Genomic DNA, 15,914 nt, shown 5'->3' on the forward strand with positions numbered 1-15,914 from the left:
CATCGGCGGTAAAATCACCGCCGATGCACCGCCCCCCTTTCTTTGAAAAAAGCAGGGCGGGGGGATTAGACGCTCAAAGCTGTGCTACCATCCCCGCCCAATTTCAATACCATACCCAAGGACCAGACTGTGAAACACGCCTTTATTCTCGTACTGTGCGCAATACCCGCCTTTTTCCTCAGTGCCTGCGACAGCCAGGTCTCGGGCGGAAGCGAGAAAGCCCAAGTGGAAAACGCCCTGTTCAACCTGGCTCGCATGAACGGCTGCATCGACTGCCACCGCATCAATGCCACAGTCATCGGCCCTTCCTGGTCCGCCATCGCCGAACGTTACAAAGACGCCCCCCGCGAAGCGGCCCGCGCCCTGCTCATCGATAGCGTGAAAAAAGGCAGCGTGGGGAAATGGACCACCTGGAAAGGCGGTGACGGCATGCCGCCGCTGGAGAAACGGGTGTCCAGTGAGCATATTGAGCAACTGGTGGACTACATCTTGTCCCTGGACCCCACTCCAAATTTCTGACGGGATGATTGACCGCCCGCTCCCGAATCCAGACAGGAGCGGTGCCTCACTACGCCGCCACCTTTGTGGAATGAGTGCCGCTGCGCTCCTCTTTTCGGGTTGATCCGCACAAAAAACAGCTGCTCATCCCCCTGAACAAACAATAACCGCGCAGTACTTCCCGGCACACTTTCCTCACCGGTATGCGTTAAATTACCCGCATGCGCCCCGCAGACCTCATTCACTTCACGGCCACTGCCCTCTGCCACGGCCACCGCGTCCGCACGGGTCTGATGTTGCTGGCCATGGCCATCGGGGTGGCAGCAGTGGTGGTACTCACGGCGCTGGGGGACGGGGCACGGCGCTACGTGTCAGAGCAGTTCGCCGCCCTGGGCACCCACCTTATTGTAGTGCTGCCCGGTCGTTCGGAAACGGCGGGCGTGAACCCCGGCACTTTCCTGGGAGAAACGCCCCGTGACCTGACCCTGGCCGACGCCCGGGCGCTCACCCACAGCAGCCTCGTGACACGCATCGCCCCCATCAACATCGGCAGCGCCCCGGTGTCCTTCGGTCCACGGGAACGGGAGGTGACCGTGATCGGCACCAATGCCGATTTTCTAAAAGTGCGGCGCTTCAAGATGGCCCAGGGCCGCTTTCTTCCCAAGACGGATCTCACCCGCGGCGACCCGGTGGCCGTCATCGGCACGGACCTCCGGGACGAGTTGTTCGGCGCCCATTCCGCCCTGGGGCAGTGGCTGCGCATCGGTGACCGCCGCTTCCGGATCATCGGTGTGCTGTCCTCCCAGGGCGAGGCCATGGGTCTGAACACCGGGGACCTGGTGATTATTCCCGTAGCCGCCGCCCAGCGCCTGTTCAACACAGCGTCCTTGTTCCGCATCCTGGTGGAAGCGCGCAGCCGCGAGGCCATGGCGCGGGTGCAGCAGCATATCAAAGACACCATCAAGACCCGCCATCAGGGCGAGGAAGACGTCACCGTTATCACACAGGATGCCGTGCTCGCCACCTTTGACAAGGTCTTTCGGGCACTCACTTTCGGGGTGGGCGGTATCGCGGCCATCAGCCTGGGGGTGGCCGGCATTCTGATTATGAACGTGATGCTGATATCGGTAACCCAACGCACCCGGGAAATCGGCCTGCTCATGGCGCTGGGCGCCACGCCGCGACAGATCGAACTGATTTTCACGAGCGAGGCGGCGGCCTTGTCACTGCTGGGCGGACTGGCCGGTCTGGCAGTGGGCCAACTCGGGAGCTGGGGCATCGCCGCCGCCTACCCGGCCCTGCCGGCGCAGGCACCGCTGTGGGCGGTGCTGGCGGCCCTGGGTGTGGCCCTGGGCTGCGGCGTGTTGTTCGGACTGCTGCCCGCCCGCCGCGCCGCCCGCCTGGATCCGGTGCTCGCGCTGGCACGGACTTAAGCGGTGTTTTTCCGCGACTTTATCCGTCTCACTGTCTCCGCCGTCGCGGCCCAGCGGCTGCGCAGCCTGCTGACGGGGCTGGGTATCGCCGTGGGCATTGCCGCGGTGGTGCTGCTCACCTCCATCGGCGAAGGCATACGGCAATACGTATTGTCGGAATTCACCCAATTCGGCACCCGCCTGGTGATGATCAACCCTGGTCGCACCGTGACGCTGGGCACGCCCCTGGGGATCCTCGGTACCGTCCGCCCGCTCAGTCTGCAAGACGCCGCGGCCCTGGAAAAACTGCCGGAAACACGCGGTGTGGTCGCCGCCACGCAAGGGAACGCCGAGGTGGAATACGGCCCCAGACGGCGGCGCGTCACCGTTTATGGCGTCGGTCCGGCGCTGCCGGAAGTCTTTCGCATGGACGTGGCGAGCGGCCGCTTCCTTCCGCCCGACAAGCTGGACACCCCCCGCGCCTTCGCCGTGCTGGGCAGCAAAGCGCGCAGCGAACTGTTCGGCACGGCCAACCCCCTGGGCAAACGCATACGGGTGGGCGGCGCGCGTTACCGCGTCATCGGCGTGATGGAATCCAAGGGCCAGATGCTGGGCATCGACATGGACGACGCCATTTACATCCCCACCGCCCGCGCCATGGACTTGTTCAACCGCGAAAGCCTGATGGAAATCGACGTGCTCTACGCCCCGGAAACGGAAGTGAACGATGTCGTGGCCGCCATCAAGCGCACCCTCACCGCCCGTCATGGCCGGGAGGATTTCACCATCACCACCCAGGAACAAATGCTGGATGTGCTGGGCTCAGTGCTGGGTGTGCTGACCTTTGCCGTCGGCGCCCTGGGCGGCATTTCGCTGGCCGTGGGCGCGGTGGGCATACTCACCGTTATGACCATCACCGTGAGCGAACGCACCGGCGAAATCGGCTTGCTCCGCGCGCTGGGCGCGCGGCGGGGACAGGTGCTCGGTTTGTTTCTCGGGGAAGCCATGGTGCTGGCGGCCCTGGGCGGTGCCGCCGGGCTGGCCTTGGGCATGGGCGGTGCGCAAGTGTTGCACTGGGCCATACCGGCGTTACCGGTCCACACACCGATGTGGTATGTGCTGCTGGCCGAAACCCTGGCAACCGCCATCGGCCTCATCGCCGGTGTGGCCCCCGCCCAACGGGCGGCGCGCATGAATCCGTTGGAAGCCCTGCGGGCGGAGTGATGGCGTCAGCAACAACGCGGCGCGGATGGAGTGTAACGGAATCCGGGAACAGGAGGGGGCATCACCAATACGCCCTCTTGCGCCCAAGAATGACAGTCCTGCCCGGACTTTTCCTGAAGCAATGCGCACAGCTCACCGGGGAAAGCTTCGCTGTTGAGGGTTGCCATCGATGCCGCCATAATTCCCCCCCTCTTGGTCGCAATCAGGCGTATTGTCAATCCGCGCATTCTTCGCGGTACGACTCACCCGGTACGCTACAATGCGCAGCTTTAAACCAAGCCGCACCACCCATGACCGCCATCCCCTTCGAATGGGCCTTGATCCTCACCACCCTGGCCGGACTGCTGGCAGGCGCCCTCGTCACACAGCTGCGCGCGGCGCGGCGCCTGGGCGTGCTCAGGGAGGAAAACGCCACCCTCAAAGCCACCCTGGAAGTGGAGCGCCGCACCAACGCGGAAAAGCTGGCCATGGTGGAGACGGGCCGCACCCAGCTCACGGAAACCTTCGCCGCCCTCTCCAACCAGGCCTTGCGCAGCAGCACCGAAGAATTCCTGAAGCTGGCCCGGGAAAACCTCAAGCAGCACCACCTCCAGGCCCAAGGCGACCTGGCGGAAAAGGAAAAAGCCATCGCCACCCTGCTGCGACCGGTAAAAGAGGCTTTGAACCGTACCGAGCGGCAATTGCAGCAACTGGAGAAAGAACGCCAGGAAGCCTACGGCTCGCTCACCAAACACCTGGAAACCATGGCCGCGACCCAGCAGGCGCTGCAGGGGGAGACGCGCAACCTGGTGCAGGCCCTCAGACGGCCGGAAGTGCGCGGCCAGTGGGGGGAGCTCACCCTCAAGCGCCTGGCCGAGCTGGCGGGCATGGTGCCGCATTGCGATTTTTACGAGCAGGAAAGCACCGCCACCGGCGAGGGGCTGATGCGGCCGGACATGATCGTGCGCCTGCCTGACGAGCGCGAAATCGTGGTGGATGTCAAAACGCCTCTGGACGCTTACTTAAGCGCCGTCGACGCCCCCAGCGACGCCAACAAACAAGAGCACCTCAAACACCACGCCCGCAAGCTGCGGGAGCGGGTGCGGGAACTCGCCGGCAAAGCCTATTGGAGCCAGTTCCCCAAAAGCCCCGAGTTCGTGGTGCTGTTCATCCCCGGCGATCAATTTCTGAGTGCAGCCCTGGACCAGGATCCGAAGCTGCTGGAATACGCCCTGGGCCAGAAAATCATCCTCGCCACCCCCACCAGCTTCGTCGCCCTGCTGCGGGCCGTGGCCTACGGCTGGCGGCAGCTGGCACTGGCGGAAAACGCAGAGCGGATTCGCGAAATCGGCGAAGAGCTGTTCCGCCGCCTGGGCACATTCACCGAACACCTGGCCCGCCTGGGCAAAAGCCTGGGCAGCAGCCTGGATCACTACAACAAGGCCGTGGGCTCCCTGGACCGGCAAGTCCTGCCCGGCGCGCGCAAATTCACCGAGCTGGGCATCACCCCGCGCAAGGCACTCACGGACCTGGAACAACTTGAAAAAGGCGTGCGCCAGGTGGAAAGCACCCCGGAAACCGGCGATGCCAATGCCAAAGACTGACACCAACATCGAGGCGGCCTACCAGCATTGCCTGGCCCTGGCCACATCCCACTACGAGAACTTTCCCGTCGCCTCCTGGCTGCTGCCCAAATACCTGCGCCGGCCCATCGCCGTCATCTACGCCTTCGCCCGCACCGCGGACGACTTTGCCGACGAGGGTGAGCTGGCGCCCGGGGAACGCATCGCAAAGCTGGATGCCTATGGCGCCGCGCTGGAGGCCATCGCCGCCGGGGAGCCCGCCACCGATCCCGTGTTCATCGCCCTGGCCGACGTCATTGCCCGCCACGCCCTGCCCCTGCAGCTCTTTCAGGATCTGCTCACCGCTTTCCGCATGGACGTGACCACAACGCGCTACGCCGATTTCGACGCCGTGCTGCACTATTGCCGCCACTCCGCCAACCCCGTGGGCCGTTTGCTGCTGCATCTGTCACACCAGGCCACACCGGACAATCTGCGCGACGCCGATGCCGTCTGCACCGCCTTGCAGCTTATCAATTTCTGGCAGGATCTGGCCCAGGACTACCAGGAAAACCGGCGCATCTACCTGCCCCAAGACGACATGGCCCGCTACGGCGTCACCGAGCAGCACCTGCGGGACCAGATCAGCGACACCGCCATGGCGGCGCTCATGGCCGCCCAACGCCAACGCACCCGCAGCCTCATGCTGTCCGGTGCGCCCCTGGGAACGCGGCTGCCGGGCCGCCTGGGGTGGGAAATCCGCCTCACCATCGCCGGCGGCCTGGGCGTGCTCGATGCCCTGGCACGCCAGCAAAACCTGTTCTCCCGCCCCCGGCTGCGGCGGCGTGACTGGCTGCGGCTGGCTGGGCGGGCGCTGCGGCTGCCGCAAGATACAGTGCCGCCCCCGCAAGAGCGGCCCACCCCATGAGCAGCCTGTTTCCCCTGGCCCACCAATGCCTGGCCGCCGCCGACCCCGACACCAAAGTGGCGCTGACGCACGCCGCCGCCCGCGCCTGGCAAAGTGGAAAGGCCGCTTTGGCCGCGGCAGCGCCACCCCAGCCTGTCGCCGAGCCGGGCCGGCCGCCGCGGCCAAAGCTGGTGCCACCGCGGGAGCTGCCGCGGCGCAGGCTCTCCAGCCCCGCGGGCCGGGCGGCTTTGATTCACGCCATCACCCACATCGAATTCAACGCCATCAACCTGGCCTGGGATGCCGTCTACCGCTTTCGCGGTCTGCCGCGGGAATTCTACGACGGCTGGGTGCAGGTGGCGGACGAAGAGGCCCGGCATTTTTCTCTGTTGCGGCACCGGCTGCGGGAACTGGGCTTTGACTACGGCGATTTGCCCGCCCACGACGGTCTGTGGCAGATGGCGCAGGACACCGCCCATGACGTGCTGGTGCGCATGGCGCTGGTGCCGCGGGTGCTGGAAGCCCGCGGGCTGGACGTGACGCCGGGCATGATGCAACGCCTGCGCGAGGCCGGCGACACCACCACAGCGGACATCTTGGCCATCATCCTGCGGGAAGAGGTGGGCCACGTGGCCATCGGCTCGCGCTGGTTCCGCTGGACCTGCGAGCAGCGCGGCATGGAACCGGAATCCACCTTCCGCGCCCTCCTCCAGCGTCACATGAAGGGCCGGCTCAAAGGCCCCTTTTCCATCGACGCGCGCCTGCGGGCTGGATTTTCACGGGAGGAACTGGCAGCCTTGGCGGAGAGCGCCCGGTAGTCAGAATGTCGCCGAAGGGGGACGCATGGATTCGCCGCCTCAGCAGCACGCCTGGTTTCTGCCCCGCCCAGGCCTTCAGGATCTGTTCGACGCCCTGCGCGCCGCCGGTTACCGCCTCAGCGGCCCGCAGATCAAAGAAGGCGTCATTGTCTTTGACGAGATAAGCAACTGCGCTCAGCTGCCCCAAGGCGTCCGGGATGCCCAGGCGCCGGGCGAATACCGTCTCCGGCAAAATGACTCCCCCCGCCAGTTCGCCTGGGCCAACGGCCCCCAAGCGCTGAAACCCCTGCTGTTCGCCCCCCGCGAGGTGCTGTGGCGGGCGCAGCAAGACGGGCACGGCAAGCTGCAATTCCATCCCCTGAAGCCCGATCCCAGGCCCCTGGCCGTCGTCGGCGCGCGTGCCTGCGACATTGCCGCGATGCAGGTGCAGGACCGGGTGTTTCTCTGCGGCCCCCACCCCGACCCCTATTACGCCGCGCGCCGGAACAACCTGTTTGTTGTTGCAGTGCACTGCAGCCATCCCGCCACCACCTGTTTTTGTGCCTCCACCGGCGACGGGCCGCAGGCGGTACAGGGCTTTGACATCGCCCTGGCTGAACTGGACCAGGGTTTTGTGGTGGAAACAGGCACCGAGGCCGGTGCCGCCATGGTCGCCGGTCTGCACCTCAAGGCCGCCACAGCGGCGCAAACCGGTGCTGCCCAAGCCGAGAGCGAAAGGGCGGCCGCAGTCCAGACCCGCCGCCTGCCAGAGGGCGCCTTGCGCGACCGGCTGTTTGCCGCCCTGGATCATCCCCGCTGGGACGAGGTCGCGGCGCGCTGTTTGTCCTGCGGCAACTGCACCATGGTCTGCCCCACCTGCTTCTGCCACAGCCAGAGTGAGCAGCCTGCCCTGGACGGCGCCCACAGCGAGCACACGCGGGAGTGGGACTCCTGCTTCACCCAGGGTCACAGCTATATCCACGGCCTGACCCTGCGCCCCGACACCCGCAGCCGCTACCGCCAGTGGCTCACCCACAAGCTGGCGAGCTGGTGGGACCAGTTCGACAGCAGCGGCTGCGTGGGCTGCGGCCGGTGCATCACTTGGTGCCCGGCCGGAATCGACATCACCGCAGAAGCGCGTGCCGTGGCGGGGGAGGATGATGGCTAGCCCCCGTCACCCTCATGAAGCGGAAATCATCGAGCGGGTGGCAGAGTCACCCGACATCTTCACCCTGCGCCTGCGCTTCACCGATCCCGCGGTGCAGCGCCACTACCATTTCCGGCCCGGCCAGTTCAACATGGTCTACCTGTATGGCGTGGGCGAAGTGCCCATCTCCATTGTCTCCGACCCCAAGAACGAAGACCTCTACGATCACACCATCCGCGCCGTCGGCCGCGTCACCAAGGGCCTGGCGGCACTGGAAACGGGCGCGCGTGTCGGCATCCGCGGGCCCTATGGCCGGGGCTGGCCACTCCGGCTGGTGGAAGGGCGCGATGTGATGATCGTCACCGGGGGCCTGGGCTGCGCCCCTACGGTGTCGGTGATCAACTACATTCTGGAGCGGCGCGAGCGCTACGGCCGACTCTACATCATGCAGGGGGTCAAACACGCCCGCGACCTGCTATGGCACGAGCGCTACGAGCAGTGGGCCACCGAACCCAATGTAGAGGTCATCATCGCCGCCGACCAGGGCGGGGCACTGTGGCCCTGGCGGGTGGGGCGGGTCACCGATGCTTTCGACGAACTGCGGCTGCAGGCCAACCGCACCGTGGCCATGATGTGCGGCCCCGAGGGCATGATGATCGCCGCCGCCCGTGCTTTGCTGGAAAAAGGCCTGGATGAGCTGGCGATTTTCCTGAGCATGGAGCGCAATATGCAATGCGCCGTGGGCCATTGCGGCCACTGCCAGCACGGCGGCCAGTTTGTGTGCAAGGACGGGCCGGTGTTTGCCTATCCCGAGGTCAAAGCGTTGTTGGGGGTGAGAGGGTTTTGAAGGGACACTTCCAGCGTCAACCCATCGCAGCAAAGCAAACACTATGACCCAAGCCAAACCCAAAGTCGCGGTATATAAATTCACCAGTTGTGATGGTTGCCAACTGGCCTTTCTCAATGCGGGGGAACGCCTGCTGCAACTGTCAGAACTGGTGGAGTTGGTGCACTTCGTTGAAGCGGGGCCGGTAAACCCCGAGGCCGAGGTGGATATCGCCTTCGTAGAAGGCAGCGTGACCACAGCCGACGATGTGACGCGCATCCAGCGCATCCGGGCCCACAGCCGCCACCTCATCACCATCGGCGCCTGCGCCGTAGCCGGCGGCATCCAGGCCTTGCGCAATATGGCGAAGGTGGAAGACTGGGTGGCAGCGGTATACGCCTCGCCGGAACACATCCATACGCTGGAGCGCTCCACCCCCATCGCCACCCACGTCAACGTGGATTTGGAACTGTGGGGTTGTCCGGTGAACACCGCCCAGGTCCTGGCAGCGGTGCGGGCCCTGTTGTTTGGCGTAATGCCGGTGGTGACCCGTGACAGCCTGTGCCTGGAATGCAAACGCCGCGCCCGGGTGTGTGTGCTGGTGGCCCAGGGACAGGCCTGCATGGGGCCGGTCACCGGCACCGGCTGCGGCGCCCTGTGTCCCGGCTTCGAGCGCGAGTGCTACGGCTGCTACGGCCCGGCGGAAAACCCCAACCCGACAGGGCTGGCCCAACGCTTCAGCGGCCTGGGCCTGATGCCCGGGGCCATCGCCCGGCGTTTTCTCACCATCAACAACGCGGCGCCTGAGTTCGTGCGTGCCGCCCGGGAGGCGCAAGATGGCGGATAGGCGCCGGATTGAAATCAATGTACCCGCCCTGGCCCGGGTGGAAGGGGAAGGGGCCCTGGAACTGCGCATCGAAAACCAGGCCATCACCGACCTGAAACTGCGCATTTTTGAACCCCCGCGCTTGTTCGAGAAGTTTCTCGAAGGCCGCAACTGCCGCGAAGTGCCTGACATGGTGGCGCGCATCTGCGGCATCTGCCCGGTGGCCTATCAAATGAGTGCGGTGCAGGCCCTGGAGGCCATTTTGGGCATCACACCCGGCCCCTGGGTGCGGGCTATGCGGCGGGTTTACTATTGCGGCGAGTGGATCGAAAGCCACGCTTTGCACATCCATTTGCTGGCGGCGCCGGATTTTCTGGGCGCCAGGGACATCACCGCCCTGGCCCGCAGCCACCCCGGGGCGGTGCACCGTGGCCTGCGCCTGCAGGCCCTGGGCAACGACATCATCCGCTTTTTGGGCGCGCGCTCGGTCAATCCCGTGGGCGCCCGGGTGGGCGGTTTTTATCATGCCCCGCCGGAGGACGCCGCCGCGGCGCTGTGCGAACGCATCCACGCCGCCCTGCCGGAGGCGGAAGCCCTGGTCCGCTGGACCGCCTCCCTGCCTTTTCCCGAGCAACGCCAGGACTTCAACCAGGTGGCCCTGCGCCACGGCGGTGAATACCCCATGAACGAAGGGCGCATCGTCTCCAGCCGGGGCCTGGCTATCACAGCCGACGATTTCGAATGCCACTTCGAGGAACATCAGCATCCCCACTCCACCGCGCTCCACTGCCTGCTGGACAACGCGCCGTATCTGGTGGGCCCCCTGGCCCGGCTGAATCTGAACCTGGACTGCCTGCCCGCTGCCCTGCGCGCCCTGGTGGCAGAGAGCGGGGTGACGTTTCCCAGCAATAATATGTTTCACAGCATCACCGCGCGGGCGGTGGAAATTCATTACGCCCTGAGCGAAGCCTTGCGCCTGTTGGAAGGCTACCGGCGCCCGTCTTCGCCCTATGAGGAAACGACGCCGCGCGCCGGGGTGGGCTGCGGTGCCACCGAGGCACCGCGGGGCCTGCTCTGGCACCGCTATGAACTGGATGAACAGGGCCGGGTGCGGCGGGCGCGCATCGTGCCACCCACCAGCCAGAACCAGGCGCGCATCGAGGAGGACCTGCGCACGGCGCTGCCTGCCTTCGGCCTGGCGCGAGACCAAGAGGCGCTGCGCCGCTTCAGCGAGCAGCTGATCCGCAATTACGACCCCTGCATCTCCTGCGCCACCCATTTCCTCGATCTCCGTGTGCAGCGCTGTTAGCGTCCTGGGCGTGGGCACGGCGGCGGGCGCCGACGATGTGGGCTGGCGGGTGGTGGAGCACTTGCACCGCCGCTTCCCGGACGGGCCGGGCCGGGGGCTGAGCTGCCGCCGGGTGATGGCCGAACTCATGGTGGCTCTGGCCACCGCCCCGGCGGCGGTCATCGTCGACGCCGCCTGTGCGGGTGGCCGCAGCGGTGAAATCTACCGCCTCACCACCGCCGACCTTACCCGTCTCCCGCGCCGCTTCATCTCCAGCCATGGTTTGTCCGTGGCCGAGGCCCTGGCGCTGGCCGGAGCCCTGGAGCAGGTGCCGCCGGAACTGTTGATCTACGGCGTGGAAATGGGTGCCCCCCCCCGGACTGCCCGCCTGAAGGAGCGCGTCGTCACCGCACTCGCAGCGGAAATACAAGCTGTCATCACCGCCTATCAGCGCACGGGCCGGCTCCGTTTTCCTCTCTCTCCCTGAACTCATCCGTCCACTGTGACGGGGTTCTCAGTTTTCTAAAGCTCCCTCCCCTCGGGTCGATACAGCCGGTGTTGGGTGGACCAGAACAACAGGCCGTCACAACGCATCAGGGGACACTCCTGTTTGGGGATGAAAAAATGGAACGAGTGGGAGGCCACAATGCAGCGCGGTCACCCCGGACGGGGCCCCACCCGGCCCGGCGGCAAGGGCTGTGCCTGCGCCGGCTGAGGCTGGCCTGGACAGACCGGTCTCACCGATGCCCGGGTCCATGCCGGCCCGCCGTGCCGCTTTTGGGATGAAGACCGGACGCGCAGAGCATTCAGAACAGGCTCACGCGTTCTCTCCAGGCAGCGGGTGACCCGTTTCCCGGGCGCAGTCTTTCGAAGGAATCGCTCATGAGCTTTTTAGACAATCTATCCGTGCGCTACAAAGTAATGTTGATCGGCGGAGTGTCCGCTGCGGGCTTTGCGGCCATCCTCATCATCCACTTCGTGTCCAATACCCTCAACGCAGAACGCCTCTCTGCCTTGCAAAACACGCATGTACCGGCCCTGGTGAACACGGGGAACGCTGCGCTCGCTTTTGACGAGATCAGGCAGGTGCTGGTACTTGCCGCCACTAGCGGTGAGGCTACCGTGCTGGATGAGGTGAACAAGCTGGCGCAGGTGCTGGACAAACACCTGTCCGAAGTCGCACGTCTGGCACCTGCGCTCCAGCAGGACGTGGTGGCCCTGGGCCAGGGCGCAGGCAGCGCCCTGGTGGCCGCAATGGACGCGGTGGAAGCAAAAGCCCGTGGTGAAACCGGGCTGGCGCGCGCGCGCGCGGTGGATCTGGTGGACGGACACCTGAGCAGCATCCAGGACAAGATCAAAGCCTTTCACGAGCAGCGCGTGGCGAAAGTGATGGCGGACATCAAGGCAGTGGACGACGCCGGCACGGCTAGCTTTGCGGAAAGCGTTATTGTCGGCGTGGTCATCTCCGCCGGTGTTTTGGTTTTCGCCTGGGTAATGGGGGGGGGCCTGGTGGCCCACCTGAAGAAAGTGTCGGCCGCCTTGCGGGACATAACCAACGGCGGAGGCGACCTCAGCCGGCGCCTGCCCGGCAGCGGCAATGACGAAGTGGGTGAACTGGTCTCCCGCTTCAACGCCTTTTTGGACAAGATACGCAGCATCATTCGCGAAGTGGTCACGTCCACAGGACAGCTGTCGAGTTCTGCCGAAGCCCTGCAAACCATCGTCAGCCAGACCCACCACGGCGTCGATCAGCAACAGCGCGAGGGAGAACACCTCGCCACCGCCATGAACGAGATGTCAGCCACGGTGCAGGATGTGGCGCGCAATGCCGCAGAAGCGGCCCAGGCAGCCCATCAGGCCGACCAGGAAGCGGCGGGCGGCAAACAGGTGGTGACACGCACCATTGATGCCTTCGACGCGCTGGCCTCCGAAGTGGAACGCACCGCCGATGTCATCCAGAAGCTGGAGCAGGACAGCGACAATATCGGCAAGGTGTTGGATGTGATCCGCGACATTGCCGAGCAGACCAATCTATTGGCTTTGAACGCCGCCATCGAAGCGGCCCGCGCCGGTGACCAGGGCCGCGGCTTCGCCGTGGTGGCGGACGAGGTGCGCACCCTGGCGCAGCGCTCCGAGCAGTCCACCCGCGAGATTCAGGAAATGATCGAGCGGCTGCAAACCGGCGCCCAGCATGCCGTGTCGGTAATGGAAGAAAGCCGTGGCAAGGCCCACGACAGCGTGAAACAGGCAGCACAGGCGGGCGAGGCTCTGGAGGCAATTACACTGAAAGTCTCCACCATCAGCGACATGAACACCCAGATCGCCAGCGCCGCCGAGGAGCAAAGCGCGGTGGCCGAGGAGATCAACCGCAACATCACCAACATCAGCAACGTGGCTCACGAAGCCGCCTCCGCCTCCCAGCAAACGGCTTCCGCCAGCCAGGAATTGTCCAAGCTGGCGGCCCACTTGCAGAACCTGGTGGGGCAATTCCGGGTTTGAACCGGCCGCTCAGGTGATCACGGTGGGCTGGTCGCGTTCCAGGCGCTCCCGGATGCCCGCCACGTGTTCGGCGATGCCCGCCAGCTCCGCCAGGGCCTGCCGGGTGTCGGTCTGATGTTGTGTGACGTCGGGTTCGAAACGTTCCAGATAAACACGTAAAGTGGCGCCCTCGGTGCCGGTGCCCGACAGACGCAAAATGATGCGGGAACCGTCCTCGAACAGGATGCGCAACCCCTGCGAGCTGCTGACGCTCCCGTCAACGGGATCGGTGTAGCTGAAGTCATCGGCCTCCCGCACCAGCCGCGATTGCAAGCGCTGGCCGGCCAGGCCCGGCAACCTGTCGCGCAAGTCATCCATCAGGTTTTTCGCCCGGACGCTGTCCACGCCTTCGTAGTCGTGGCGGGTGTAGAAATGCCGGCCATAGCGCGCCCAATGGCTGCGCAGGATTTCTTCCACCGGGCAGCGCCGCTCCGCCAGAATGTTCAGCCAGAACAGTACCGCCCACAGCCCGTCTTTTTCCCGCACGTGATCCGAGCCAGTACCGAAGCTCTCTTCGCCGCACAGGGTGATGCGCCCGGCGTCCAGCAAGTTGCCGAAAAACTTCCACCCCGTGGGCGTCTCGTAGCATTCGATGCCCAGGTGTTCAGCCACCCGGTCCACCGCACCGCTGGTGGGCATGGAGCGGGCCACCCCGGCCAGCCCCCGGGCGTAACCCGGCACCAAGGTGGCGTTGGCGGCCAGCACCGCAAGGCTGTCGCTGGGGGTGACGAAGAAACGCCGCCCGAGAATCATATTGCGGTCACCGTCCCCGTCAGAGGCCGCTCCGAAATCAGGGGCGTCGAGGGCATTCATAGCCTCCACCAGCTCGCTGGCATAGGTCAGATTGGGATCGGGGTGCCAGCCGCCAAAGTCCAGCGAGGGGGTGCCGTGCATGACAGTGCCGGGCGGCGCCCCCAGACGGTCTTCCAAAATGGCCAGGGCGTAGGGACCGGTGACGGCATGCATGGCGTCGAAGCGCATATGGAACACCCCGCTGTTGAACAGGGCATGGATTTTGCCAAAGTCGAACAGGCTCTCCATCAGCCCGGCGTAGTCCGCCACCGGATCAATGATGTCCACCTGCATATCACCCAGACGCCAGGTGCCACAACGCTCCAGAGGAACGTCCGCGGCATCGAGAATGCGGTAGGACGGAATATCCAGGCTGCGCTGATAAATGGCTTCGGTGAGTTTTTCCGGCGCCGGACCGCCGTTGCTGCCGTTGTATTTGATGCCGAAATCACCCTGTGGACCGCCGGCGTTGTGGCTGGCGGACAGAATGATGCCGCCGAAGGCACCGTGCTTGCGAATCACGCAGGAAGCCGCCGGGGTGGACAGCAGCCCGTCACGCCCCACCAGCACCCGCCCGAAGCCGTTGGCCGCCGCCATTTTCAAAATAACCTGGATGGCCTCAATATTGTGAAAGCGGCCGTCCCCCCCCAGCACCAGGGTCTGGCCCCGACAACCCTCCAGCGCATCGAAAATGGACTGGACGAAGTTTTCCAGATAATGCGCCTGCTGAAAGGTGCTGACTTTCTTGCGCAAACCCGAAGTGCCGGGGCGTTGATCGGGAAAGGGCGTGGTGGGGATGGTGAGTATTTTCATGACGACGGACTCTCGTGTTAAAACCGGGACGATTCGTCCAGCGACGGGCCAGCGTACAGGCCAACGCAAAACAATAGCGTAACTCTACCCCAAAGTCCGGTTCCGTTACATTCTCACGACCAACAGACTCCGCGCGGGAATCAGCATTTCAGACCCACCACCAGATCCATCACATTGGTGCCGGTGGGACTGGTGCGGAGCATATTGAATCGCCCCGGGTATTCCAGAGACTGTTTTGTTTGACTCAGACCGCCTTGACTGACCATTCCAGGACAGTTGTACCCCAGATCCGGTATATCTCACGTCCAGGATTTCTGCGGCTTACAGGTTACCGTTGCATAGCCAGCGCGCCATAATTCGACCTCCAGACAACAAATATCCCAACCCCACAAACAACACCGTATACGCTCAAAAACGAAACAAGAACACCACTAATGCCATACTCGCTCGCGACCAGACACGAAATAAGAAATGAGAAAACAGCGGCACCGATTGACGTTATTGCGAGCACCTCACGCCCACGAGCACGAAAGTAGATAGCAATCATGCTTATCGAGTGAAAAACCAAGAACGTAGAGAACAACAAAACCAAGTCAAATAATTGCAATATCCGACCAACAAACACAGAATCACCGGCAATGATGATAGCCAGAATAGCAATCCCATAGCTAAGAATTATCAAGGTAATAGCTTTGCGAAACTCTGAAATAAACATCTTGTTAGAGTCACATATATCACCCTGAACCACAAGATGGGTAATACGTGGAACTCTGGCAGTTAACGAAGAAGTGCACAGAGAACCTATAACATTAGCAATAACAATGGACAATCCGAGTTGACCTGCCAACCCTGCATCCAGGTAATAAAATACCACCAACGTTGGCGAATACAAAAAAATATAGCTAGATAGCCAAGTTATTGCCACTCTTCGCTGCAGTGGCCATATATTTTCCCGCCATGAAAAAGCGCTGCTTACCTGCCTGGACAAGTAAGTTAGTTTGCGATAGCGAAAATACAACCATATGCGAACAATAACGGCTACTGAAAGAGGCGCCATGGCCGGTGCATACAAGCCTTCACCTCCAGCCATCAATGACCACGCAAGCAAAGCACCTAGCCCATAGTGGGCCAACCTCACCAGGTAAGCCTCAGTGACGCGCCCTGTTCCCTCTATGATTGATATAAACGGGTAAGCTGGCATACTCAAGGCAATAGATATCACGATAAATACCCACGGCCATCTCCACTCCATTCCAGATACATCCGCATTGGCAGAGCTGAAATAGAGGAAACCAACAGGTATCA

General features: G+C 63.8%; 13 protein-coding genes. 12 read left to right on the plus strand and 1 reads right to left on the minus strand.

Annotated features, from left to right (window positions below):
• Nucleotides 1-81: 81 nt before the first annotated feature.
• The 12 genes from ENJ19_08025 (at nt 82) to ENJ19_08080 (ending at nt 12,965) form a co-directional block, all read left to right on the plus strand.
• Nucleotides 82-519 (plus strand): c-type cytochrome, encoded by a 438-nt coding sequence (locus tag ENJ19_08025; protein ID HHM05675.1) that lies wholly within the window; start codon nt 82-84, stop codon nt 517-519.
• A gap of 200 nt (nt 520-719) precedes the next feature.
• Nucleotides 720-1,931, plus strand: a complete 1,212-nt coding sequence (locus ENJ19_08030; protein ID HHM05676.1) for an ABC transporter permease — start codon at nt 720-722, stop codon at nt 1,929-1,931.
• Nucleotides 1,932-1,934: 3 nt separating this feature from the next.
• Nucleotides 1,935-3,134, plus strand: coding sequence for an FtsX-like permease family protein (locus ENJ19_08035; protein HHM05677.1), 1,200 nt, complete (start codon nt 1,935-1,937; stop codon nt 3,132-3,134).
• 290 nt (nt 3,135-3,424) lie between these two features.
• A complete protein-coding gene (locus ENJ19_08040; GenBank protein ID HHM05678.1) occupies nt 3,425-4,717 on the plus strand; it encodes a DNA recombination protein RmuC in 1,293 nt (430 codons plus the stop codon).
• A gap of 37 nt (nt 4,718-4,754) precedes the next feature.
• Nucleotides 4,755-5,603: a squalene synthase HpnC gene (gene hpnC, locus ENJ19_08045; GenBank protein ID HHM05679.1), complete on the plus strand. Its 849-nt coding sequence runs from the start codon at nt 4,755-4,757 to the stop codon at nt 5,601-5,603.
• Entirely contained in the window at nt 5,600-6,400 is an 801-nt protein-coding gene (locus ENJ19_08050) for a ferritin-like domain-containing protein (protein HHM05680.1), read from the plus strand. The genes hpnC and ENJ19_08050 overlap by 4 nt, the downstream gene beginning before the upstream one ends.
• A 25-nt stretch (nt 6,401-6,425) precedes the next feature.
• Nucleotides 6,426-7,547 (plus strand): sulfite reductase subunit A, encoded by a 1,122-nt coding sequence (locus ENJ19_08055; GenBank protein HHM05681.1) that lies wholly within the window; start codon nt 6,426-6,428, stop codon nt 7,545-7,547.
• On the plus strand, nt 7,540-8,373 hold the full coding sequence (locus ENJ19_08060) for a Ni/Fe hydrogenase subunit gamma (protein HHM05682.1): 834 nt from the start codon (nt 7,540-7,542) through the stop codon (nt 8,371-8,373). The genes ENJ19_08055 and ENJ19_08060 overlap by 8 nt, the downstream gene beginning before the upstream one ends.
• Nucleotides 8,374-8,416: 43 nt before the next feature.
• Nucleotides 8,417-9,199: a sulfhydrogenase subunit delta gene (locus ENJ19_08065; GenBank protein ID HHM05683.1), complete on the plus strand. Its 783-nt coding sequence runs from the start codon at nt 8,417-8,419 to the stop codon at nt 9,197-9,199.
• Nucleotides 9,189-10,487, plus strand: a complete 1,299-nt coding sequence (locus tag ENJ19_08070; protein ID HHM05684.1) for a Ni/Fe hydrogenase subunit alpha — start codon at nt 9,189-9,191, stop codon at nt 10,485-10,487. Before ENJ19_08065 ends, ENJ19_08070 begins: the two co-directional genes overlap by 11 nt.
• Nucleotides 10,426-10,953 (plus strand): hydrogenase maturation protease, encoded by a 528-nt coding sequence (locus tag ENJ19_08075; protein HHM05685.1) that lies wholly within the window; start codon nt 10,426-10,428, stop codon nt 10,951-10,953. The genes ENJ19_08070 and ENJ19_08075 overlap by 62 nt, the downstream gene beginning before the upstream one ends.
• Before the next feature lie 395 nt (nt 10,954-11,348).
• A complete protein-coding gene (locus tag ENJ19_08080) occupies nt 11,349-12,965 on the plus strand; it encodes a methyl-accepting chemotaxis protein (GenBank protein ID HHM05686.1) in 1,617 nt (538 codons plus the stop codon).
• A 9-nt stretch (nt 12,966-12,974) separates the two neighbouring features.
• On the opposite strand, the gene ENJ19_08085 is transcribed toward ENJ19_08080, so the two are convergent.
• Nucleotides 12,975-14,609: an alpha-D-glucose phosphate-specific phosphoglucomutase gene (locus ENJ19_08085; protein ID HHM05687.1), complete on the minus strand. Its 1,635-nt coding sequence runs from the start codon at nt 14,607-14,609 to the stop codon at nt 12,975-12,977.
• Between the last annotated feature and the right edge of the window lie 1,305 nt (nt 14,610-15,914).

This window comes from Gammaproteobacteria bacterium (genome assembly GCA_011375345.1).
Classification (GTDB): domain Bacteria; phylum Pseudomonadota; class Gammaproteobacteria; order DRLM01; family DRLM01; genus DRLM01.

Bases quoted from the DNA above. Each gene is read 5' to 3' on its own strand.
- ENJ19_08060 (HHM05682.1), top strand. From the start codon at position 7,540: ATGGCTAGCCCCCGTCACCCTCATGAAGCGGAAATCATCGAGCGGGTG.
- ENJ19_08055 (HHM05681.1), top strand. From the start codon at position 6,426: ATGGATTCGCCGCCTCAGCAGCACGCCTGGTTTCTGCCCCGCCCAGGC.
- ENJ19_08040 (HHM05678.1), top strand. From the start codon at position 3,425: ATGACCGCCATCCCCTTCGAATGGGCCTTGATCCTCACCACCCTGGCC.
- ENJ19_08085 (HHM05687.1), bottom strand. From the start codon at position 14,609: ATGAAAATACTCACCATCCCCACCACGCCCTTTCCCGATCAACGCCCC.
- ENJ19_08030 (HHM05676.1), top strand. From the start codon at position 720: ATGCGCCCCGCAGACCTCATTCACTTCACGGCCACTGCCCTCTGCCAC.
- ENJ19_08080 (HHM05686.1), top strand. From the start codon at position 11,349: ATGAGCTTTTTAGACAATCTATCCGTGCGCTACAAAGTAATGTTGATC.
- ENJ19_08050 (HHM05680.1), top strand. From the start codon at position 5,600: ATGAGCAGCCTGTTTCCCCTGGCCCACCAATGCCTGGCCGCCGCCGAC.
- ENJ19_08070 (HHM05684.1), top strand. From the start codon at position 9,189: ATGGCGGATAGGCGCCGGATTGAAATCAATGTACCCGCCCTGGCCCGG.
- ENJ19_08065 (HHM05683.1), top strand. From the start codon at position 8,417: ATGACCCAAGCCAAACCCAAAGTCGCGGTATATAAATTCACCAGTTGT.